Origin of the sequence: Phytohabitans maris (genome assembly GCF_031085175.1) — a bacterium.
Lineage (GTDB): Bacteria > Actinomycetota > Actinomycetes > Mycobacteriales > Micromonosporaceae > Phytohabitans > Phytohabitans maris.
Genome location: NZ_JAVHUY010000012.1, coordinates 59,329 through 80,662, shown reverse-complemented (window position 1 = coordinate 80,662; position 21,334 = coordinate 59,329). Strand labels below are relative to the sequence as shown.

The 21,334-nt window shown below is 74.6% G+C and carries 18 protein-coding genes and 1 pseudogene; 18 read left to right on the top strand and 1 reads right to left on the bottom strand.

Features of this window, described 5'->3' with window-relative positions; all coding sequences use genetic code 11:
- Positions 1-60: 60 nt before the first annotated feature.
- From RB614_RS14760 to RB614_RS14715, 10 genes are all read left to right on the top strand, one after another.
- On the top strand, positions 61-999 hold the full coding sequence (locus tag RB614_RS14760; protein WP_308713051.1) for a carbohydrate ABC transporter permease: 939 nt from the start codon (positions 61-63) through the stop codon (positions 997-999).
- Positions 996-1,892, top strand: coding sequence for a carbohydrate ABC transporter permease (locus RB614_RS14755; protein ID WP_308713050.1), 897 nt, complete (start codon positions 996-998; stop codon positions 1,890-1,892). Before RB614_RS14760 ends, RB614_RS14755 begins: the two co-directional genes overlap by 4 nt.
- Positions 1,893-1,922: 30 nt before the next feature.
- Positions 1,923-3,407: a GH39 family glycosyl hydrolase gene (locus RB614_RS14750; protein WP_308713049.1), complete on the top strand. Its 1,485-nt coding sequence runs from the start codon at positions 1,923-1,925 to the stop codon at positions 3,405-3,407.
- On the top strand, positions 3,404-4,579 hold the full coding sequence (dgoD, locus tag RB614_RS14745) for a galactonate dehydratase (RefSeq protein WP_308713048.1): 1,176 nt from the start codon (positions 3,404-3,406) through the stop codon (positions 4,577-4,579). The genes RB614_RS14750 and dgoD overlap by 4 nt, the downstream gene beginning before the upstream one ends.
- Positions 4,576-5,349: an SDR family NAD(P)-dependent oxidoreductase gene (locus RB614_RS14740; RefSeq protein WP_308713047.1), complete on the top strand. Its 774-nt coding sequence runs from the start codon at positions 4,576-4,578 to the stop codon at positions 5,347-5,349. Before dgoD ends, RB614_RS14740 begins: the two co-directional genes overlap by 4 nt.
- A 45-nt stretch (positions 5,350-5,394) precedes the next feature.
- Entirely contained in the window at positions 5,395-6,408 is a 1,014-nt protein-coding gene (locus RB614_RS14735; protein ID WP_308713046.1) for a LacI family DNA-binding transcriptional regulator, read from the top strand.
- 156 nt (positions 6,409-6,564) lie between these two features.
- Positions 6,565-7,323, top strand: coding sequence for an SDR family NAD(P)-dependent oxidoreductase (locus tag RB614_RS14730; protein WP_308713045.1), 759 nt, complete (start codon positions 6,565-6,567; stop codon positions 7,321-7,323).
- Positions 7,324-7,393: 70 nt separating this feature from the next.
- On the top strand, positions 7,394-8,341 hold the full coding sequence (locus RB614_RS14725; protein ID WP_308713044.1) for a DMT family transporter: 948 nt from the start codon (positions 7,394-7,396) through the stop codon (positions 8,339-8,341).
- Positions 8,341-9,006, top strand: coding sequence for a DUF3159 domain-containing protein (locus RB614_RS14720; RefSeq protein WP_308713043.1), 666 nt, complete (start codon positions 8,341-8,343; stop codon positions 9,004-9,006). Before RB614_RS14725 ends, RB614_RS14720 begins: the two co-directional genes overlap by 1 nt.
- Before the next feature lie 60 nt (positions 9,007-9,066).
- Complete coding sequence (locus RB614_RS14715) at positions 9,067-11,121, top strand: bifunctional phosphatase PAP2/O-acyltransferase family protein (protein ID WP_308713042.1); 2,055 nt, start codon at positions 9,067-9,069, stop codon at positions 11,119-11,121.
- Here the strand turns inward: RB614_RS14715 and RB614_RS14710 are convergent.
- The gene (locus RB614_RS14710) at positions 11,065-12,348 is read right to left on the bottom strand and encodes a PucR family transcriptional regulator (RefSeq protein ID WP_308713041.1); all 1,284 of its coding nucleotides are present in this window, start codon (positions 12,346-12,348) and stop codon (positions 11,065-11,067) included. The genes RB614_RS14715 and RB614_RS14710 overlap by 57 nt on opposite strands.
- 136 nt (positions 12,349-12,484) lie before the next feature.
- On the opposite strand from RB614_RS14710, the gene hpnC reads away from it, so the two are divergent.
- The 8 genes and pseudogenes from hpnC (at position 12,485) to hpnH (ending at position 21,147) form a co-directional block, all read left to right on the top strand.
- Entirely contained in the window at positions 12,485-13,375 is an 891-nt protein-coding gene (hpnC, locus tag RB614_RS14705) for a squalene synthase HpnC (protein ID WP_308713040.1), read from the top strand.
- Positions 13,372-14,232: a presqualene diphosphate synthase HpnD gene (gene hpnD, locus RB614_RS14700; RefSeq protein ID WP_308713039.1), complete on the top strand. Its 861-nt coding sequence runs from the start codon at positions 13,372-13,374 to the stop codon at positions 14,230-14,232. Before hpnC ends, hpnD begins: the two co-directional genes overlap by 4 nt.
- 151 nt (positions 14,233-14,383) lie before the next feature.
- Positions 14,384-15,742, top strand: coding sequence for a hydroxysqualene dehydroxylase HpnE (hpnE, locus tag RB614_RS14695; RefSeq protein WP_308713038.1), 1,359 nt, complete (start codon positions 14,384-14,386; stop codon positions 15,740-15,742).
- Entirely contained in the window at positions 15,739-16,752 is a 1,014-nt protein-coding gene (locus RB614_RS14690) for a polyprenyl synthetase family protein (RefSeq protein WP_308713037.1), read from the top strand. Before hpnE ends, RB614_RS14690 begins: the two co-directional genes overlap by 4 nt.
- Complete coding sequence (gene shc / locus RB614_RS14685; protein WP_308713036.1) at positions 16,752-18,683, top strand: squalene--hopene cyclase; 1,932 nt, start codon at positions 16,752-16,754, stop codon at positions 18,681-18,683. The genes RB614_RS14690 and shc overlap by 1 nt, the downstream gene beginning before the upstream one ends.
- Positions 18,680-18,910: pseudogene (locus tag RB614_RS44295) on the top strand (phosphorylase family protein); the annotation flags it as partial. The gene shc and the pseudogene RB614_RS44295, both read left to right, overlap by 4 nt.
- 279 nt (positions 18,911-19,189) lie before the next feature.
- Positions 19,190-20,140 (top strand): 4-hydroxy-3-methylbut-2-enyl diphosphate reductase, encoded by a 951-nt coding sequence (gene ispH / locus RB614_RS14680; RefSeq protein ID WP_428983009.1) that lies wholly within the window; start codon positions 19,190-19,192, stop codon positions 20,138-20,140.
- A 2-nt stretch (positions 20,141-20,142) separates the two neighbouring features.
- Positions 20,143-21,147 carry an adenosyl-hopene transferase HpnH gene (gene hpnH / locus RB614_RS14675; RefSeq protein WP_308713034.1) on the top strand — a complete coding sequence of 335 codons (1,005 nt, stop codon included), beginning with the start codon at positions 20,143-20,145 and terminating at the stop codon, positions 21,145-21,147.
- Positions 21,148-21,334: the final 187 nt, after the last annotated feature.

The window sequence follows — 21,334 nt, the reverse complement described above, 5'->3', positions numbered from 1 at the left end:
CGGGCCTCCCGCCTTCCGGTGGGAGGCCCCGCACGCACCCGACCCAGGAGCCCACCACCCATGGCACGTACCGCGAGGAAGGCGTCCAGCGTGCAGCGCGCGCCCGCGACGGCCGTCCTGCTGTTCATCCTCCCGGCCTTCGCGTTGTTCGCGGTCGTCCTGCTCTACCCGATGGTGAGCGCGCTGGGCTACTCGCTGTTCGAGTGGCGCGGCGGCACGAACCTCGCCGGTTTCAACTGGTTCGACAACTTCGTGGTCCTCTTCACCGAGCAGCCGTTCGTCGAGCAGATGCCCCGCGCCTTCCTGCACAACCTGGCGATCTTCGCCGGCACGCTCGTGCTGCAGAACTCGATCGGCCTGTTCCTGGCGGTACAGCTGCACCGGCTGGGGCGGATGCGGCGGGTGTTCCAGGTCCTCTACACCACGCCGTACCTGGTCAGCCCGCTCGTCGTCGGCTACCTGTGGACGCTGCTGCTCTCCCCCACGTTCGGCCCGGTCAACGCCGGCCTCCAGGCCGCCGGCCTCGACTCGCTGGCCCTGTCCTGGCTCGGCGACCCGACGACCGCCCTGCCCGTGCTCATCCTGGTCAGCGTCTGGCAGTGGATCGGGTTCCCGGTCCTGCTGTACGGCGCGGCGCTGGGCGGCATCCCGCCGGAGCTCGACGACGCGGCCAGCGTCGACGGGGCCACCGGGTGGAGCCGCTTCCGCCGGATCACGCTGCCGCTGCTCACCCCGGTCATCGGCACGGTGTCGATCCTGACCTTCATCGGCGCGATGGAGACGTTCACCCTCCCGTACGCCTTCGGCGGCGCCACCGGCTCGCCGGCCGGCGCGACCGACGTACTGAGCCTGCTGTTCTTCCGGGTCTCCTTCCAGTCCGGGGCGAGCAACGCGCTCGGCGTCTCGTCGGCCCTCGCCACGCTGCTGTTCCTGTTCATCCTCGGCGGCGCGCTGCTCGGCCGGCGCCTGCTGCGCGCACAGGAGGAGAGGCTCTCGTGACCAGCACCGCACTCGCCTCCGCACCCGCCACGCCCGCGACCGGTGGCGCCACCCCGCCCCGCCGCCGGCGCCGGCGCTGGAGCGCGGAGAAGGTCGTCGTGATGACCGTGCTGTGGCTGTACGCCGCGATCTGCGTCGCGCCGCTGATCACGATGGTGCTCAACTCGTTCCGCACGCACCTGCAGATCGCCAGCGACCCGTGGCCGTTCCCCACCGATCCGACGGTGGAGAACTACGTGAGCGCCTGGACCGAGGCATCCTTCGGCCGGTACGCGCTCAACTCGATCCTGATCACGGTCGGCTCGGTGGCCATCTCGACGGCGGTCTCGCTGCCCGCCGCGTACGCGATCGCCCGGTGGCGCTTCCCCGGCCGCGGCGCGCTGGAAGGGCTGTTCATGTCCGGGCTGCTGATCCCGTTCATGCTCGCCATCCTGCCGATGTTCTACCTGATGGACGCGTTGCGGCTGATCGACTCCCCGCTGAGCCTGATCCTGATCTACTCGGCGAACGGGGTCCCGTTCACCATCTTCGTGCTCGTCTCGTTCTTCCGGCAGCTCCCCGCGGAGCTGGAGGAGGCCGCGTTCCTGGACGGCGGCGGCCATTTCACGGTGTTCCTGCGGGTCATGATGCCGCTGGTGCGGCCCGCGATCGCGACCGTGGTGGTCTTCCGCTTCGTGCCGATCTGGAACGACTTCCTGATGCCGCTGGTGATGCTCCGCAACCGGGAGAACTACACGCTCGGCGTCGGCCTGACGACGTTCTTCGGCGAGTACCAGAACGACTGGGCCTCGCTCTTCGCCGGGCTCGTCATCGCCACCGTGCCGCTGCTCGTGCTGTTCGTCTTCGCCACCCGCCAGATCATCCAGGGGCTCACCGCCGGAATCGGCAAGTAGCGGCCCACGTATGAAGGAACCTCAGAACCAATGACCACACCACAGGACGTCGACGCGCTCGTCCGTGACCAACTCCCACCGCTGGCGGGCGTGAGCCCGATGGGCCGGGTCGCGATCACCCGGCCGACGGCGGAGATCGCCTCCTCGCGACTGGGCATCGGCTTCGAGACCCTCGACCGGTGGATGTTCACCCCCGAGCCGGTCTACCCGCACCTGGCCCGGCTGGGCGCCACCTGGGCGCGGGTGCAGACCGGCTGGAGCCGCTGCGAGACCGCCGAGGGCCGGTACGACTTCGAGTGGCTCGACTCCATCGTGGACAGTCTGGCCGGCGCCGGGGTGCGGACGATGTTCAGCGTCACCTTCGGCAACAAGCTCTACATGCCGGACGCGCCGCACGAGTCCGCCGTCGGGTACGTGCCGACCTACTACGAGCGCGCGCTGCCGGCCTGGACCGCGTACGTGCGCGCGCTCGCCGCCCGGTACCGCGGCCGGGTCACCCACTGGGAGGTGTGGAACGAGCCGAACATCCCCCAGTTCTGGCAGCCCCGCCCGGTCAGCGGCGCCGACTACGCCGAGCTGGTCCGGGTCACCGCCGAGGCGGTCCGGGCGGAGATCCCGGACGCCACCGTCATCGGCGGCGCGACCTCCCTCGTCGACCCGGCCTTCCTCGTGGGCGCGCTCCGCGCCGGGCTCGCCGGGTCGATCGACGCGTTCTCGTTCCACCCGTACCAGATGGTGCCGGAGCACAACCTGCGCAACATGCGCGACCTGCTGCGCCGCCTCCTCGACGAGCACTCCCCCGACCGGCGCATCGCGCTCTACCAGGGCGAGAACGGCTGCCCCTCCCAGCTCTCCGGGCACCACGACGACTGGCTCGGCATGTACACGATGGACCAGGTCGTGCAGGCCAAGTGGATCGCCCGCCGGTTCCTGGCCGACCTGGAGCTCGGCTTCGACAAGATCTTCTACTTCCACGCCGTCGACCTGATGGAACGCCCGTACCGGCAGGCCGGCGACAAGGTCAACGCGCCGGTGATGATGGGGCTCATCCACGGCGGCAGCTACACCCCGAAGGTCTCGTTCGAGGTGGCCCGCCGGGTCTGCCACCTCTTCGACGAGCGGACCCGGCGCACCGAGCTGATGTGCCTGTTCACCGAGCGCGACCCGGCCGCCCCGCAGCGGGCCACGCTGATGGCCGCGCCGCACGTGGCCACGTTCGAGCGGGACGGGGCGCCGCTGTTCGCGTACTGGCTCGCCGAGGACCCGCAGCAGCGGGCCGGCCACGCCACGATCGACGCCGAGCTGTGGTGGGACGACCGGCTCGCCATGCCCGAGCCGGTGCTGCTCGACCTGCTCACCGGCGAGGTGTACGCGGTCGAGCGGCCGCCCGAGCTCACCCACACCGACTGGCGCACCCGCGGCCTGCGGTACCGGCTGCCGCTCACCGACTACCCGCTGGTGCTCACCGACGCCGCGGTCGTGGCCGGGCTCGGGTTCGAACGGCGGGAGCCGTGAGGCTGCGCGCGCTCACCACGTACGTCGCCGACGCGTACCGCACCAACTGGGTGCTCGTGCGGCTGGAGACGGACGAGGGGATCGACGGCTGGGGCGAGGCCACCCTGGAGTACCGGGAGCACACCGTCGAGGCCGCCGTCCGGGCGCTGGAGCACGGGCTCGCCGGCCGGGACCCGCGCGACATCCAGGGCTGGTGGCAGGACGCCTACCGGGACGCGTACTGGCGCGGCGGCCCGGTGCTGACCAGCGCCCTGTCCGCGGTCGAGATGGCGCTCTGGGACATCAAGGGCAAGGCGCTCGGCGTACCGGTGTACGAGCTGCTCGGCGGCCGGGTCCGCGACTCGGTCGAGTGCTACGCCAACGGCTGGTTCGCCGGCGCCAAGCACCCGCGCGAGTTTGCCGACAAGGCCCGCGAGGCGGTCGAGTGGGGGTACCGCGCGCTGAAGTGGGACCCGTTCGGCTCGGCGTTCCGCACCCTGCCCCGGGCGGCGCTGCGGGACGCGCTCGCCGCCGTTGAGGCCGTGGCGGAGGCGGTCGACGGCCGGGCCGAGGTGATCGTGGAGGCGCACGGCCGCTTCGAGCTGCCCGCCGCGCGGCAGGTCGCCAAGGCCCTCGAACCGTACGGCGTGCTCTGGCTGGAGGAGCCGCTCATCCCCGGCAACCTGGCCAACTACGCCACCCTGCGGGAGAGCACCTCCACCCCGATCTCGCTCGGCGAACGCCTCTACACCCGGTGGGACTTCCGGGAGGTCTTCAGCCGCGGCTGCGCCGACGTCGTACAGCCGGACGTCTCGCACGCCGGCGGCATCTGGGAGACCCGGACCATCGCCTCGCTCGCCGAGCTGTGGCAGGTCTCCGTCGCCCCGCACAACCCCTCCGGCCCGGTGGCGAACGCGGCGACCCTGCAGCTGGCCGCCTGCACCCCCAACTTCACCTACCTGGAGACCATGGCGACCGACGTGCCGTGGCGCGCCGAGATCGCCACCGAGGGCTGGAGCGTCGTGAACGGCGTCGCGCGCGTCCCGGACCAGCCGGGGCTCGGCGTCCAGATCGACCCGGAGGCGCTGCGCCGGTACCCCTACGTCCGCCACGACCTGCGCCACTACACCGGCGCCCTGACCGAGATCCGGCCGCCGCACGAGGTGGCGCTGCACACGAAGGACAACGGATGAGCCGCCCCCGCACCGCCCTCGTCACCGGCGCGAGCCACAACCTCGGGTTCGCGATCGCCCGGCAGCTCGCGGCGGACGGCAACCGGGTGGTCGTACACGGCCCGGACGAGGCGGCCGCGGCGGCGGCCGCCGCCATCCTCTGCGCCCAGATCCCCGGCGCCAGCGTCCACTCGATCGGCTTCGACCTGGCCGATCCCGGGGCGATCGAGGCCGGCTTCGCCACCCTCGCCGAGCGCGGCCTGGCCCCGACGGTCCTGGTCAACAACGCCGCCCACCTCGGCCTCGGCCCGGACGACGTGCTGGACGAGACGGCGCGCTTCTTCCGGGACGTCTTCGAGGTCAACCTCTTCGCCGTCCACCTCTGCTCGATGCTCGCCGCCCGGCACATGGCGGCGGCCGGCGGGGGCGTCATCGTCAACATCTCCTCGCTCGCCGGCGAGCGGGCCATCCCCGGGCGGACCGCGTACAACGCGAGCAAGGCCGCCGTCGACGGGCTCACCCGCAGCCTCGCGGTCGACCTGGCGCCGCGCGGCATCCGGGTCAACGCGATCGCCCCCGGCTTCGTCTGGAGCATCCGCTGGAACGGGATCAGCGACGGCGAGGCGAGCGCCCGCCGGCACCGCATCCCGGCCGGCGAGCCGACCGCCCAGGAGGAGATCGCGCACCTCGTGGCGTTCCTGGCCGGCGGGGAGACGCCGACGCTCACCGGTGCCCGGATCGTCATCGACGGCGGCATGAACGCCCTTCAGGTCCCGCCCGACTTCGGCTGACTACGCTCACGTGTGCGCCGCTGGGTTGTCTGGGAGGGAGGGCAGGTGAAACGCTCCGCGCCTGACCGGGTGCGCCTCATCGACGTCGCCGCCGCCGCCGAGGTCACCAAGAGCATCGCCTCGCGGGTGCTCAACGGCGACCCGACCGTGGCGGTACGCCCGGAGACCCGCCGGCGGATCCTCCAGGTCGCCCGCGACCTCGGCTACCAGCCGCACGCCGGTGCCCGGGCGCTGGCCAACTCGCGCACGATGGCGCTGGCCCTCATCGCCCCCTCCACCGACAACCCGCCGTACATCACGATCGCCCGTGGCGCCTACCGCCGGGCCGGCGAGCACGGGTACCTCGCGCTGCTCGCCGAGGACTTCGAGGAACAGCCGGCCGGCCGATCGCTCGTCGACGGCGGCCGGGTCGACGGGCTGCTCATGGGTTCGGCCGTGCCCGGCCACCCGCTCGTGGCGCACCTGGACAGGACGTCGTTCCCGCACGTCTTCGTCAACCGCGCGGTCCCCGGCTCCAACCGCAACATCACCATGAACGTGGGCCGGGCCGGCGAGCTCGCGGTGGAGCACCTCACCGGCCTCGGCCACCGGCGGATCGCGCACCTGGCCGGCCCGGCCGAGGTGGAGCAGAGCTCGGACCGCCTCGCCGCCCTGGACCGCGCCATCCGCGACCGCGGCCTGCCGGTGATCCCCCCGCTCTTCGGCGACTTCACCGAGGCGACCGGCTTCGCCTGCGCCCCCGCGCTGCTCGCCGCCCGGCCGACCGCCGTCTTCACCAGCTCGCCCGGCCAGGCCATCGGCGTGATCCGCCACCTCAGCGACGCCGGCGTCCGGGTGCCGGAGGAGATCTCGGTCATCGCGTACGGCGACTTCCCCTCGGCCGGCTTCACGGTCCCGAGCATCACCACGATCGCCCTGCCCCTGCTGGAGCTCGGCGCCGCCGCCGTGGACGAGCTCGTCGCCCAGCTCGACGGCGAACCCCCGCGCGACCTGGTCATCCCCGACGCCCCCCGCCTCCACCCCCGGCAGTCGACCGGCCCCGCCCCCGCCGCGGACTGATCCGGGCGGCGGCCGTTGAGATCGTGGTACCGAGGTGCCCTCGGAGGGGCACTGGATTACCACGATCGGCGCGGGCTGACCAGCGTTGCGTCGCCACCGCTGGCGGCGGGGTTACGTACGCTCGTCCTGGCGGGGTTCGGCAGGCAGGGGGCACCGATGCGGATCCGGGACAGTGTCGCGCTGGTCACCGGCGCCTCGTCCGGCATCGGGTGGGCGACCGCGGTCCGGCTCGCCGGGGCCGGGGCGCGGGTGGTCGTGCACGGGCGCGACCGGGAGCGGCTCGCCGCGCTCGCGGACGCCGTCGGTGGCGTGCCGCTCGCCGGCGAGCTGGCCGATCCGGACCAGGTCGAGCGGCTCGCCGCGGCGGCACTGGAGGTCGCCGGGCGGGTCGACGTCGTGGTGCACAGCGCGGGCGGCGGCTGGGCCGGCCCCTTCGACCGGATGCCGGCACCGGAGATCGGCCGCCTGGTCGCCGTCAACCTCGCCGCGCCGATCGGGCTGACCCGGGCGCTCCTGCCGGGGATGCGGGCCCGGGGCAGCGGATACCTGATGTTCGTCACCTCGATCGCCGGCCGCCTGGGCGTGGCCGGCGAGGCGGTGTACGCGGCGACCAAGGGCGGCCTCGACGCCTTCGCCGAGAGCCTGCGGCTGGAGCTGCGCGGCACCGGCGTCGGCGTGGGAGCGCTCGCGCCGGGCGTGGTGGAGACCCGCTTCTTCGAGCGCCGCGGGCAGCCGTACGGGCGCGGCCGCCCCCGCCCCATCCCGGCGGAACGGGTCGCGGACGTCCTGGTCCGGTCGATCGCGGCGGAGCGGGACGACCGGTACGTGCCGGGGTGGCTGCGCCTGCCGGTCGCGGTCCGGGCCACGGCGCCCGGCCTCTACCGGCGGCTCGCCGGCAGGTTCGGCGGGAGCTGACGCCCGGATCGCGGGGCCGGGTCGTGGAAGGATCAGGACCGTACCCGTCGCCTAGCCTCTGGGGACCGCCGTGCCGCTCGCCGTCAGCCTGAGCCTGGTGGCGGCCTTCCTCTTCGCCGCCGCCGCGTCCCTGCAGCAACACGGCGCCCAGGCGGCCAACAACTCACTCGAGCCGCCGCGCACCCGCGGCCGGGTCCGCGCGACGCTGGCGCCCCTGCCCGCCCTGGCGCGCCGCCTGGTCCGCAGCCGGGTCTGGCTGGCCGGCTGGGTGGTCAACCTGGTGGGCTTCCTGACCCAGGCGGCGGCCCTGCACTTCGGTTCGGTGGCGCTGGTCCAGCCGCTGCTGGTGACCCAACTGCTGTTCGCGCTGCCGCTGGCGACCGCGTGGAGCCGGCGGATGCCCAGCCGGCTCGCCTGGTCCTCCGCGGCGGCGATCACCGGCGGCGTCGCGCTCTTCCTGGCGGTACGCGGCGCCGCGCCGGTTGAGGGGGACCCGAACCGGGAACACATCATCTTGTCGGGGCTCGCCACGGTCGTGGCCGTCGCCGGGCTGGTGCTGGCCTCGGCCGGCCGGCGGGCGCTGGTACAGGCGACGTTGCTGGCGGTCGCGGCCGGGCTCTGCTTCGCGATGAGCGCGGTCCTGATGAAGTTGACCGCGGCGGACCTGATCGAGCGCGGGGTCGGCGCGACGGCCCGGGACTGGGTCGGGTACGCCCTGGCCGGCTCGACACTGGCCGGCCTGCTGCTCGGGCAGTGGGCGTTCGCGACCGGCTCGCTGGCCGCCGCGGTCGCCGCGATGACCATCACCAACCCCATAGCCAGCTACCTGGTCGGGGTGTTAGCGTTCCACGTCGCGCCGCCGACGAGCCCCGGCGCGCTGGCCGCGGTCGCCGGCGCCGGAGCACTGATCAGCGCCGGCGTGTTCGGGCTGTCGCACTCCTCGATCGTGCGACCGGCCCGGGAGCGGACGCCGGCCATGGCCGCACGGGAGCCGGACCGGATCACCCAGGACGGATGATGACGCAGACCCACCCGCACGTGGTTATCGAGATCGGCGAGCTGCGCCCCGCGCTCGGCCGGGCCGCCCGGCTGTTCCTCGAGACGGTGCTCGTCCCGACCGCCCTGCTGTACGTGCTGCTGCACACCGCCGGGCTCGCGGCGGGGCTGGGCGCGGTGCTCGGCTGGTGCGCGCTGACGGTCACGGTCCGCTGGGTCCTCGGCCGGCACCTGCCCGGCACACTGCTGCTCTGCGTCGGCATGCTCTGCGGCCGGGCCTGCGTGGCGCTGGTCCTCTCCAGCGCCTTGGTGTACGTGCTGCAGCCGGTGGTCGGCTCGATCTTCATGGCCCTGCTCTTCCTGGGCAGCGCCGCCGTGGGCCGCCCGATCACGATGCGGCTGGCCCGGGACTTCGTCACGCTCCCCGCGCACCTGTTCCACCGCCCCGGCGTGCGCCGGATGTTCACCCAGGTGGCGCTCCTCTGGGGCGGCTCCCGGCTGCTGGACGCGGCGCTGACCCTGACCCTGCTCCGCTTCGGGCTGGACGCCGGCCTGCTGTCCCGCGGCGTGTTCAGCGGCCTGCTGACCGTCCTGACCATCCTCGCCTGCACCGGGTGGGGCTGGCGGTGCCTGCGCCGGCTGCCGGGCATCTCGGTCCACCTCCGCGCGCCCGTACCGGCCGCCTGACGGCGGCGTCACGCCCGATACCGCCGGGCGTGTGCCGCAAAACGTGCTAGAAGTCTGAAGGTGACCATCGGGGGCAAGCCGGAGCGCCCGCCGTGGGTCCGGGAAATCGCGATCGGGCTGGCGGTCTTCGCCGTCTACGCGATCGCGGCCGGCCTCGACTGGCCGGGCCGGCGGGCCACGGCCATGGCGCACAGCCGGCGGATCTTCGACCTGGAACGCGCCCTGCACATCGACGTCGAGCCGGCCCTGAACCGCTGGCTGGTGCCGCACGACACGCTGCGCGTGATCGCCAACTACGAGTACGCCACCACGTACGTGATCAGCGCGTTCGCCCTGCTCTTCTGGCTCTACCTGCGCCGGCCGGCGGTCTACCGCTGGGCCCGGAACTCGTTCATCCTGGTCAACCTGCTCAGCATCGCCTGCTTCGCGGTGTATCCGGTGGCGCCGCCGCGGCTGGTCGGCGACCTCGGCTTCGTCGACACGGTACGCCTCGGGCACACCTGGGGCTCGTGGGGCTCGCCGATGGTCGCCCACGCCAACGAGCTGGCCGCCATGCCGTCGCTGCACTTCGCCTGGGCGGTGTGGGTCAGCGCGATGCTCGCCGCGTACGCCGGCGGCCGCCTGGTCCAGGGGGTCAGCGCGGTGCACGTGGCGGTGACCGCGCTGGTGATCATGGCGACGGCCAACCACTATCTCCTCGACGCCGTTGCCGGCACACTCGTGGTCGTGCTGTGCGTGACGGTGACGAGACCCCGGACCCCACCCCGGCGGGGCGAGCGCGTCGCCGCGCCCGACGCCTTCTTCCTGCACGTCGAGTCGGCCGCCGCGCCCCAGCACGTCGGCGGGCTGGCGGTGCTGGACGGCGGTGACCGGACCGACCTGCGCGACGCCGTCGAGGCCGTGGTGCGGGCGCACCTGCACGAGCTGCCCCGGTTCCGGCAGCGGCTGTCGGCGCCCTCGCGCTGGCGCCGCCCGCGCTGGGTGGACCACCCCGACCTGGACTGGGCCTGGCACGTGCCGGAGCGCCGGCTCGACGGGGCGGAGGGCGACGCGGCGCTGGACGCGCTGGTCGCCGAGATCGCGCAGACCCCGCTGCCCCGCGACCGCCCGATGTGGCGGTTCTTCGTCGTCTCCGGGCTGGCCGGCGGGCGGGCCGCGGCGATCCTGGTGGTGCACCACGTGGTGGCCGACGGCATCGGCACCGTCGCGCAGGCGCTCAACCTGCTCGAGCCGGTGCTCCCGCCGCGGGCGGTCGGCCCGGCAGCGGGCGGCGGGCGGAGCCCCGGCCGGGTGCGCACCGCCTTCGGTACCGCCGCCGGCCTGGCCCAGCTCGCGACCGACGGCCGGCCGGCGAGCCGCTACCCGACCAGCGACACCGCGCGGCGGCGCTTCGGCACCGTGGAGCTTCCGCTCGACGCGGTCCGCTCGGCCGCCGCCCGGCACGGCGCCCGGGTCTCCGACGTGCTGCTCGCCGCGGTCGCCGGCGGGCTGCGGCGGGTGCTGCCCGACCCCGACCACGCCGGAACGCGGCTGCGGGTCGCCGTGCCGCTGACGGTGCGCGAGCCGGGCACCGCCGCGGAGGGGAACACCACCGCGGCGGTGATGATGGACCTGCCGCTCGGGCCGCTGCCGGAGGCCGAGCGGCTGGCCGGGGTCGCGGCGGGCAGCCGCCGGCTGCGCACCGGCACCCGGGCGCTGGCCTCCCGGTTCGTGATGGGACGGCTGGCCGGTCTGCTCCCCACGCCGGCGCACGCCTGGTTCGCGCGGACCGTCTACGGCGCGCGGTTCTTCCAGGCGATCGTCTCCAACATGCCGGGTCCGCCGATCCAGCTCAGCCTGGCCGGCGCGCCGGTCGTGGCGGCGTACCCGATCCTGCCGCTGGCCCCCGGCGCGCCGCTGGCCGTCGGCGCGCTGGGCTGGCACGGCTCCCTCTGCATCGGGGTGAGCGCCGACCCGGCGCTGGTCGACGACGCCGAGCGGCTGGCCGCCTCGGTCGGGGCGGTGATCGAGGAGCTTCGCGGCCCGGTGGCGCCCACGCCGGTCGCCCCGGCGGCCGACTCAGTCACCCCGGCAGGTGACCCGGCCGCGGACCGGAGCGGCGCCGCCGGCCGCTGACCCGCCGCCGGCGGCCTCGTCGGCCTCCTCGACGCCGTCGACGCCCCAGGCCAGGGCGAGGGTCAGGCTGGCCCGGCCGGCCGGGTCGTCCAGCGTGGCGCCGAGCAGGTCGTGCAGCCGGGCCATCCGGTACCGGACGGTCTGCGGGTGGATCCGCAGCTCGGCGGCGACGGCTTGGCGGTCGCCGAGGTGGCGCAGCCAGGCCGCGAGCGTCTCGGTCAGCCGCTGCCGTACGGCCGGGGTCAGGCCGGCGAGCGGGGCCAGGCACTGGCGGCGCAGGGCCTGGAGCAGCCGGGCGTCCCGGTGCACGATGATCGCGTCGAGGTGCTCGGCCACGAACACCGGGTCGTCGGTCAGCGTGCCCGCGCGGGAGAGCCGCAGCGCGATCTCGGCGATCTCCACGCTGGCCGGGAGCTGCTCCGGGCGTACCGGATGCCCGACGACCGCGCCGGCGCCGCTCAGCTTCGCGGCCAGCCGCTGGCGGCGGCCGGGACGGACCGGGTCCGGTATCACCGCGCCGGTCAGCTGCCGGCGCCGGATGAGCAGGCAGGAGGCGTCCAGCCGGGCCAGCATCGCCTGCCCGACGGGGTTGTCCGGGTCGACCAGCACGACGGCGACCTCGCGCGGCAGCGGCCAGCCGGCCCGGGTGGCGGCGGCGCGCACCGCGGCGCTGTCCGAGCGGTCCGACAGCAGCAGCTCGACCAGGTCGTCGCGGAGCCGCTCGCGGTCGGCGGCGGCCTCCGACTGCTCGGCGACGTACCCCCGGGCGGAGGCCGACGAGAGCCGGTCGACGTAGGCGAAGACCGCCTCGGCCAGCGCCGCGAGCGCGGTGGGGGCGACGCCGGTCTGTAGGGCGGTGCTGGAGACCTCGTGCCAGGCCACCCGGGCACCGAGCTGGTACGCGGACAGGAGCGCGGAGAGGTCCCGCCCCTCCCGCCACTGCACGCGGCCGATCTCCTCGAACAGCGCCACCGGCGTGCTCGGCGTGGGTATCAGGTCACCGGGCGGCTCGGACAGGTACTGCTCGGCGAACTCCACCAGCCACCGGATGAAGCCCTCCGCCGCGGCCTCGACCTCGGTCTGCTCCTCGGCGAGGAACTGGGCGTAGTCCGGCCAGTCGGCGGTGAGCAGCCGGCGGACCTCGTCGAGCAGGTGTGGCAACCGCCCGATCAGTGCGGGAACGAGCGCCTCCAGCGAGGCATCCCCTGCCCGATCGCGTGATCGCATCGTTTCCGGTTTACCTCATCTTTGTGTCGGGGGTACATGCTTGCGGCGCTTTTGTACGCGCGTGACAACTCAGCATGTACCGAGTTACTCGTTTTGTCGCAGACTTATCGCGGCTCGAAGTGCCAGCATCGAAATCATGGCGCATCCGGGTTCCGGATCGGCAGGGGCGTCGCGAGCGGGGGCCGCGCGGAGTACGCCCGGGGACGGCTATCTGCGTCACCGGGAGCAGTCCGAAAACTTCCCGGTCGCGCTGCGGGTGCTGCCCCGGGAGCCGCGTACCCACCTGCGGGCCGTCTACGACGTGGCCCGGGTGATCGACGACCTCGGCGACCGGGGCGACGGTGACCGCACCGCGGCCCTGCTCGCCTTCCGGGCCGACCTGGCGACCGTGTGGCGCGGTGGCACCCCGCGGGCGGACGTGCTGCGCCGGCTCGTGCCGACGGTAAGGGCATGCGACCTGCCCCAGGAGCCGTTCGACGACCTGGTCCGGGCCAACCTGCAGGACCAGCGGGTCGACCGCTACGCCACCTACGCCGACCTGCGGGCGTACTGCACGCTCTCCGCCGACCCGGTCGGCCGGATCGTGCTGGCCGTCTTCGGCGCCGGCACGCCGCGGGCGGTCGAGCTCTCCGACCGGGTCTGCACGGCGCTGCAGCTCGTCGAGCACTGGCAGGACGTCGCCGAGGACCGCCGGGCCGGGCGGGTCTACCTGCCGCAGGAGGACCTGGCCGCGTTCGGGGTGCCGGAGTCCGACCTGGACCTGCCGCAGACCTCACCCCGGCTGCGCCGCCTGATGGCGTACGAGACCGACCGCGCGGAGGCGCTCCTGGACTCCGGCACCCCGCTGCTGGGGCTGCTGCGCGGCTGGGCCCGGCTGGCGGTGACCGGATACGTGGCCGGCGGGCGGGCCGCGATCGACGGGCTCCGTAAGACCAATTGGGCGATTATGTCTGGAAGCCCGGGCACATCACGGTTAGCTGTACTTCGACACCTTTCCAGGGGGCTAGTGAGAAGGGTGGTGCCATGACGGGCACTCTCGACGAGGCCTACGCGCACTGCGCGTCCATCACCCGGCAGCGGGCGCGCAACTTCTACTACGGGATCAGGCTGCTGCCCGGGCCCAAGCGGGCGGCGCTCTGCGCGGTGTACGCGCTGGCCCGGCGGATCGACGACATCGGCGACGGCGACCTGCGCCCGGTGGACAAGGCCTCCGGGCTCGCCGCGCTGCGGGCGGCGCTGCGCGACATCGACGCCAGCACCGACCCGGTCCTGCTCGCGGTCGCCGACGCGGCCCGGCGGTACCCGATCCCGCTCGGCGCGTTCGAGGAGCTCGTCGACGGCGTGGAGATGGACGTCACCGGCCGCAGCTACGACACCTTCGAAGACCTCGTGGAGTACTGCCGCTGCGTGGCCGGCTCGGTCGGGCGGCTCTGTCTCGGCGTGTTCGGCAGCCGGCCCGACCCGGAGGCCTCCGGGTACGCCGACGCGCTCGGCATCGCCCTCCAGCAGACGAACATCCTGCGCGACATCCGCGAAGACCTCGGCAACGGCCGGGTGTACCTGCCGCAGCGGGACCTCGACCGGTTCGGCGTGGACCTCACCCTGGACGAGCGAGGCGCGTTGGTCGACAAGGACGGCGAGCTCGCCGCGCTGATCGACTTCAGCGCCACCCGGGCCCGCGGCTGGTACCGGGACGGGCTGCGCCTCGTCCCCCTGCTCGACCGGCGCAGCGCCGCCTGCTGCACCGCGATGTCCGGCATCTACGTGCGGCTGCTGGACCAGATCGCGCAGCGGCCGGCCGCCGTCTACGACCAGCGCCTGTCCCTCTCCGGCTGGCAGAAGGCCGGCGTCGCCGCCCGCGCTCTCCTGGGCCGGGCCTCATGAACGGGCCACGCCTCATGAACGGGCCACGCCTCATGAGCGGGCCACGCCTCGTGAACGGGCCGGGTCCCGTGAACGGGCCGGGTCCCGTGAGCGGGCCGGGCCCCGTGAACGGCCGCACCGCAGGCCTGCCCGCCGCGGAGCGAGGAGCGGCATGAGCGCGAGCGTGGGCGTCGTCGGGGGCGGGCTGGCCGGCATCACCGCGGCCCTGCGCTGCGCGGACGCCGGCCGCCAGGTCACCCTCTTCGAGTCCACCCCACGGCTGGGCGGCCTCACCTACTCGTTCCGCCGGGGCGACCTGGACGTCGACAACGGGCAGCACGTCTTCCTCCGCTGCTGCACCGCGTACCAGGCGCTGCTGGACCGGCTCGGCGTCGCCGACCGGGTCACGCTCCAGCCGCGGCTCGACATCGCCGTCCACTGCCCCACCTCGACCCGGCCGGCCCGGCTGCGCCGCTCGGGGCTCCCCGCGCCGCTGCACCTGTCCGGGGCGCTGGCCCGGTACAGCCCGCTGTCGCCGGCGCAGCGGCTCGCGTTCGTCCGGGCCGCGCTGGCCCTGCGCCGGGTCGACCCGGCGAGCCCGGCGACCGACGAGCAGAGCTTCGGCGCCTGGCTGGCCGCGCACGGGCAGGGCGAGCGGGCGGTCAGCGCGCTCTGGGACCTGGTCGGCGTGGCCACCCTGAACGCGCGGGCCGCCGACGCCTCCCTCGCCCTGGCCGCCACGGTCTTCCAGATCGGACTGCTCACCGACACCGCGGCCGCCGACATCGGCTGGTCCGCGGTACCCCTGTCGCGCCTGCACGGCGAACCGGCGCTGGCCCGGCTCGCCGCCGCCGGCGCGCGGGTGCTGACCGGCGCCAAGGTGACGGCCGTCGCACCCAAGGGCGAGGGCTGGCTCATCCGGTCACGAGAGGAGGACCACATGGTCGACCAGGTCGTGCTCGCCGTCCCGCCGGACGCCGCCGAGCGCCTGCTGCCACCGGGCAGCGTCCCGTTACCGGACGGATGGGCGCGCGGGCTGGGCAGCACGCCGATCGTCAACGCGCACGCCGTCTTCGACCGGCCGGTGATGTCCGCGCCGTTCGTGGCCGGGATCGACACCCCGATCCAGTGGGTGTTCGACCGTACCGCCCAGTCCGGCCTGGCCACCGGGCAGTACCTGGCGGTCTCGCTGTCGGCCGCCGACGACCTCGTCGACCTGCCCACCGCCGTCCTCCGCGAACGGCTGCTGCCGGCGCTGGCCGCCCTCCTGCCGCGGGTACGCGAGGCCGGCGTCACCGACTTCTTCGTCACCCGGGAACGGCACGCCACGTTCCGCCCGGCACCCGGCAGCGCGCGGCTGCGCCCCGGCGCCACCACCGCCGTGCCCGGGCTCTTCCTCGCCGGAGCGTGGACCGCGACCGGCTGGCCGGCCACGATGGAGGGCGCGGTGCGCAGCGGCGACGCGGCGGCCGGCGCGCTGCTGGCCGAGCACTCCCCCAGCTCGCGCCGAGGAAAGGTCACGACGCCATGACCGCGACACCGACCACGCTGCGGCGCAGCCGCGACATCGTCACCCCGGCCCTGCGCGCCGTGCTGGACCGCCTCGACGAGACCAGCCGCGCCCAGGCCCGGTACCACCTCGGCTGGACCACACCGGACGGTGAGCTCGCCGCCGTCGAGGGTGGCAAGGCGGTGCGGCCGGCGCTGGCCCTGCTCTCCGCCCGGGCCGCCGGCGCCCCCGCCGAGGTGGGGCTGCCCGGCGCCGTCGCGGTCGAGCTGGTGCACAACTTCTCGCTGCTGCACGACGACGTGATGGACGGCGACACGCTGCGCCGCCACCGCCGTACCGTGTGGGCGGTCTGGGGTGTGCCCAGCGCGATCCTGACCGGCGACGCGCTGCTGGCGCTGGCCCAGGAGGTGCTGCTGGAGTCCGGCTCGCCGAACGCGGCCGCCGCCGGCACGCTGCTGGCCACCGCCACCCGTGACCTGGTCCGCGGGCAGGTGCAGGACCTCGCCTTCGAGCAACGCACCGCCGTACCCCTGGACGAGTGCCTGGACATGGTGGCCGGCAAGACCGGTGCCCTGCTCTCGGCCAGCGCCTCGATCGGCGCGGTGCTGGCCGGCGCGCCGGCGGGCACCACGGCCGCGCTCGCCACGTTCGGCGCCCAGGTGGGCATCGCCTTCCAGGTCGTCGACGACCTGCTGGGCATCTGGGGCGACCCGGCGGTGACCGGCAAACCGGTCTACTCCGACCTGCGCTCGCGCAAGAAGACCCTGCCGATGACGTACGCGGCCAGCCAGCCCGGTGCCGCCGGCGAGCGGCTCGCCGCCTGGCTGGCGGGCACCGACCCGGTGGACGAGGCGGCGCTGCCCGAGGTCGCGGCGATGGTGGAGGCGGCCGGCGGCCGGGACTGGGCGACCGAGGAGGCGCGGCGGCGGATGGAGCTGGCCGAGTCGGCGCTCGCCACCGTTCCCATGCCGGACCCGCCCCGCGACGAGCTGGTCGCGCTCGGCCGTTTCCTCGTCACCCGGGAGGCGTGATGACCCAGGGCAGCGCGGCGACTCGACACGAGGAACGGCGACCGGCGCGGGCCGGCACCCGGGCGGGCGACCGCACCGCCGAAGCGCTGGACCGGGCGGTGGCCCACCTGCGCGGGTTGCAGGACGAGCGCGGCTGGTGGAAGGGGGAGCTCGAGACCAACGTCACCATGGACGCCGAAGACCTGCTGCTGCGCGAGTTCCTCGGCATCCGCGGCGAGCAGGAGACCGCGGAGGCGGCCCGGTGGATCCGCTCCCAGCAGCGCGACGACGGCACCTGGGCGACGTTCCACGGCGGCCCGGCCGACCTCTCCACCACCGTCGAGGCGTGGGTGGCGCTGCGGCTCGCCGGCGACCCGGCCGACGCGCCGCACATGGTGGCGGCCCGCGACTTCGTCCTCGCCTCCGGCGGGCTGGAGCGCACCCGGGTGTTCACCCGGATCTGGCTCGCCCTCTTCGGCGAGTGGTCGTGGGACCGGCTGCCCGAGCTGCCACCCGAGATGATCTTCCTGCCGAAGTGGTTTCCGCTCAACATCTACAACTGGGCCTGCTGGGCCCGGCAGACGGTGGTGCCGCTGACCGTCGTCGGCTCGCTCCGCCCGGTGCGGCCGCTGCCGTTCAGCGTGGCCGAGCTGCGGACCGGAAGGCACGCGCGCCGGGACCGGCCGTGGAGCGCAGCCGGCGCGTTCCAGCGCCTCGACCGGGTGCTGCACGCGTACGGCCGGCGCCCGGTCCGGCCGCTGCGCGAGCTGGCGCGGCGCCGGGCGGCGGAGTGGATCCTGGCCCGCCAGGAGGCGGACGGGTCGTGGGGCGGCATCCAGCCCCCGTGGGTGTACTCGCTGCTCGCCCTGCACCTGCTCGGCTACCCGCTGGACCATCCGGCGCTGCGGGCCGGGCTGGCCGGCCTCGACCGCTTCACCGTCCGCGAGCGGACCCCGGAGGGCTGGGTACGCCGGCTGGAGGCGTGCCAGTCGCCGGTCTGGGACACCGGGCTGGCGATGACCGCGCTGCTCGACGCCGGCGCGCCGGCCGACGACCCGGCGCTGGTACGCGCCGCCGGCTGGCTGCTGGACGAGGAGATCCGGGTACCCGGCGACTGGGCGGTGCGCCGGCCGGGGCTGGCGCCGGGCGGCTGGGCGTTCGAGTTCGACAACGACGGCTACCCGGACACCGACGACACGGCCGAGATCGTGCTGGCGTTGCGGCGCACCGCGTACCCGGACCGGGACCGGCTCCGCGCGGCGATCGACCGGGGCGTGGCGTGGACGGCCGGCATGCGCTCGCGGGACGGCGGCTGGGCCGCGTTCGACGCCGACAACACCCGGACGCTGGCGAACAAGCTCCCGTTCTGCGACTTCGGCGAGGTGATCGACCCGCCCTCCGCCGACGTCACCGCGCACGTCGTGGAGATGCTCGCCGCCGAGGGGCGGGCCGGCAGCGCGGCGTGCCGGAGCGGGGTGGCCTGGCTGCTGAAGGCGCAGGAGCCGGACGGGTCCTGGTTCGGCCGCTGGGGAGCCAACCACGTGTACGGCACCGGCGCCGCCGTGCCGGCCCTGGTGGCCGCCGGCACCGACCGGCGGGCCGCGCCGATCCGCCGCGCCGTGCGCTGGCTGGAGGCGCACCAGAACCCGGACGGCGGCTGGGGCGAGGACCTGCGCTCGTACGACGACCCGGCCCTGGCCGGCCGCGGCACCTCGACCGCGTCGCAGACCGCCTGGGCGCTGCTGGCCCTGCTCGCCGCCGGCGAGGAGTCGTCGTCCACAGTGGAGCGCGGGGTCCGCTTCCTGGTCGACACCCAGCGGCCGGACGGCACCTGGGACGAGCCGCAGTTCACCGGCACCGGGTTTCCCGGCGACTTCTACATCAACTACCACCTGTACCGGCTCGTCTTCCCGATCTCAGCGATCGGCCGGTACCTGGCGGGGCGCCCGTGACCGGCGCCACGGTCTACACCCCGCTGCTGGTCGAGCGGGCGGCCCTGCTCGGCGCCGCGCCGGACCTGCGCGTCGTGCGTACCGGCATGGGTCCTTCCAAGGCGCGGGCGGCGGCCGCGCGGGTCGGCCCGGGTCCCGCCGTCGTGGCCGGCGTGGGTGGCGGCCTGGCACCCGGCCTCGCGGCCGGCGACCTGGTGGTCGCGAGCGAGGTGCGCGACGAGGACGGCGTCCGGCCCTCCCCCTCCGCGCCGCTGCTCGCCGGCGCGCTGCGCCGCCTCGGCCTGGACGTCCACATCGGACCCGTCCGGTCCAGCGCGCGGCCGCACAAGGGTCCGGGGGACGGGCTCGCCGTCGACATGGAGTCGGCCTGGCTCGCGCCGGGCGGGGAGGCGCCGTTCGCCGTCGTACGCGCCGTCGTCGACACTCCGGACCATCCACTGTGGAGCCTGGGCACCCCGGCGCGCGGCGTCCGGGCGCTGCGCGCGCTGCGCCGGGCGGCACCGGCGCTGCGGCAGTGGGCGGCCGCCACCGGACCCCGGGAGCTGCTGCTGGCCAGCCCGCGCTCGTTCTGCGCCGGCGTGGAGCGCGCCGTCGACATCGTCCGCCGGGCGCTGGACCGGCACGGCCCGCCGGTGTACGTACGCCGGCAGATCGTCCACAATGTACACGTCGTCCGGGAGCTGGAGGAGCGCGGAGCCGTCTTCGTCACCGAGGTCGACGAGGTGCCCGAGGGCGCCGTGGTGGTGCTCGCCGCGCACGGCGTCGCCCCGGCGGTGCGCGCGGAGGCGGAGGCCCGCCACCTGTCGGTGATCGACGCCACCTGCCCTCTGGTCGCCAAGGTGCACGCGGAGGTGCGCCGCTACGCCGGCCGGGGCAGCACGGTCTTCCTGATCGGCCACGGCGACCACGAGGAGGTCGAGGGTACGGTCGGCGAGGCCCCCGAGCACGTGGTCGTGGTGGAAGACCTCGCCGCGGCGGCCACCGTCACCGCGCCCGACCCGAGCCGCGTCGCGTACGCGATGCAGACCACCCTCGCCGTCGACGAGGCCGAGGGGATCGCCGACGTGCTGCGCGGCCGCTTCCCGGCGCTGGACGGCCCGCGCCGCGACGACATCTGCTACGCCACGACCAACCGCCAGCGGGCGGTGGCCGCCGTCGCGCGGGAGGCCGACCTGGTCCTGGTCGTCGGTTCGGAGAACTCGTCCAACTCGCGGCGCCTGGTCGAGGTCGCCGAGCGCGCCGGCGCCCCGGCGCACCTGGTGGACGACGTCGGGCAGGTGGACCTGCGCTGGCTGGCCGGCGCCCGCCGGGTGGGCATCACCGCCGGGGCCTCCGCGCCGCCCCATCTCGTCGACGACCTCGTGCACTGCCTCTCCGGCCTCGGCCCGGTGACCGTGCGCGAGACCGAGACCACGCGCGAGGACGTACGTTTCACGCTGCCCCGGGAGGTGAGCTGACCATGGCGATGCCGCTGCGTCAGACGATTCGGCTCGGAAGCTACCTGCTCAAGCAGAAGCTGCTGCGCAGGGAGAGGTTCGCGCTGCTGGTCGAGCTCGAACCGCTCTTCGCCTGCAACCTCAAGTGCGCCGGCTGCGGCAAGATCGCACAGCCGGCGTCGCTGCTCAAGCAACGGATGCCGGTGGAGCAGGCGGTCGCCGCGATCGAGGAGAGCGGCGCGCCGATGGTCTCGATCGCCGGCGGCGAGCCGCTGATGCACCCGCAGATCGACGAGATCACCCGCCAGCTGCTGGCCCGCAACAAGATCGTGTTCCTCTGCACCAACGCGCTGCTGCTCCCCAAGCACCTGCACAAGTTCAAGCCGCACCGCAACTTCGCCTGGATGGTGCACATCGACGGGCTGCGCGAGCGGCACGACGCGTCGGTGGCCAAGGAGGGCGGCTTCGACGGGGCGGTCGCGGCGATCCGGCAGGCGAAGGCGGCCGGCTTCCGGGTGATGACCAACACGACGTTCTTCAGCACCGACACCCCGCAGGACGTCGTCGGCGTGCTCGACTATCTCAACGACGAGCTCGGTGTCGACAACATGCAGATCTCCCCGGCGTACGCGTACGAGAAGGCGCCCGACCAGGAGCACTGGCTCGGCGTCGACCAGACCCGGGCGCTGTTCCAGAAGGCGTTCGCCGACGGGCGGCGCAAGCGGTGGCGGCTCAACCACTCCCCCGTCTTCCTCGACTTCCTGGAGGGGCGGCGGGAGCTGTCCTGCACGGCGTGGGGCATCCCGTCGTACTCCCTGCTCGGCTGGCAGCGCCCCTGCTACCTGCTGGACGACGGGTACGCCAAGACGTACCGGGAGCTGATCGAGGAGACCGACTGGTCCGCGTTCGGCCGCGGCAAGGACCCGCGGTGCGCGAACTGCATGGCCCACTGCGGGTACGAGCCGACCGCGGTGATCGCGACCATGGGGTCGCTGCGGGAGTCGCTGCGCGCCGCCGTCGGCGGCTGACCGGGCCGCGCCGGTTCGCTCCCGCGCCGTCCGGCGTCGTTCCACGGCCCGGGCCGGCTCGGGCGGTCACCGAGATCGTGGTACTTAGGTGCCCCGGGAGGGGCACCGGAATACCACGATCACCGCGGTCGAGGTCGGCGCCGCCGGCGGCGGACTCCGCGGCGGGCGGCCCCGCGGCTTGTGGGCT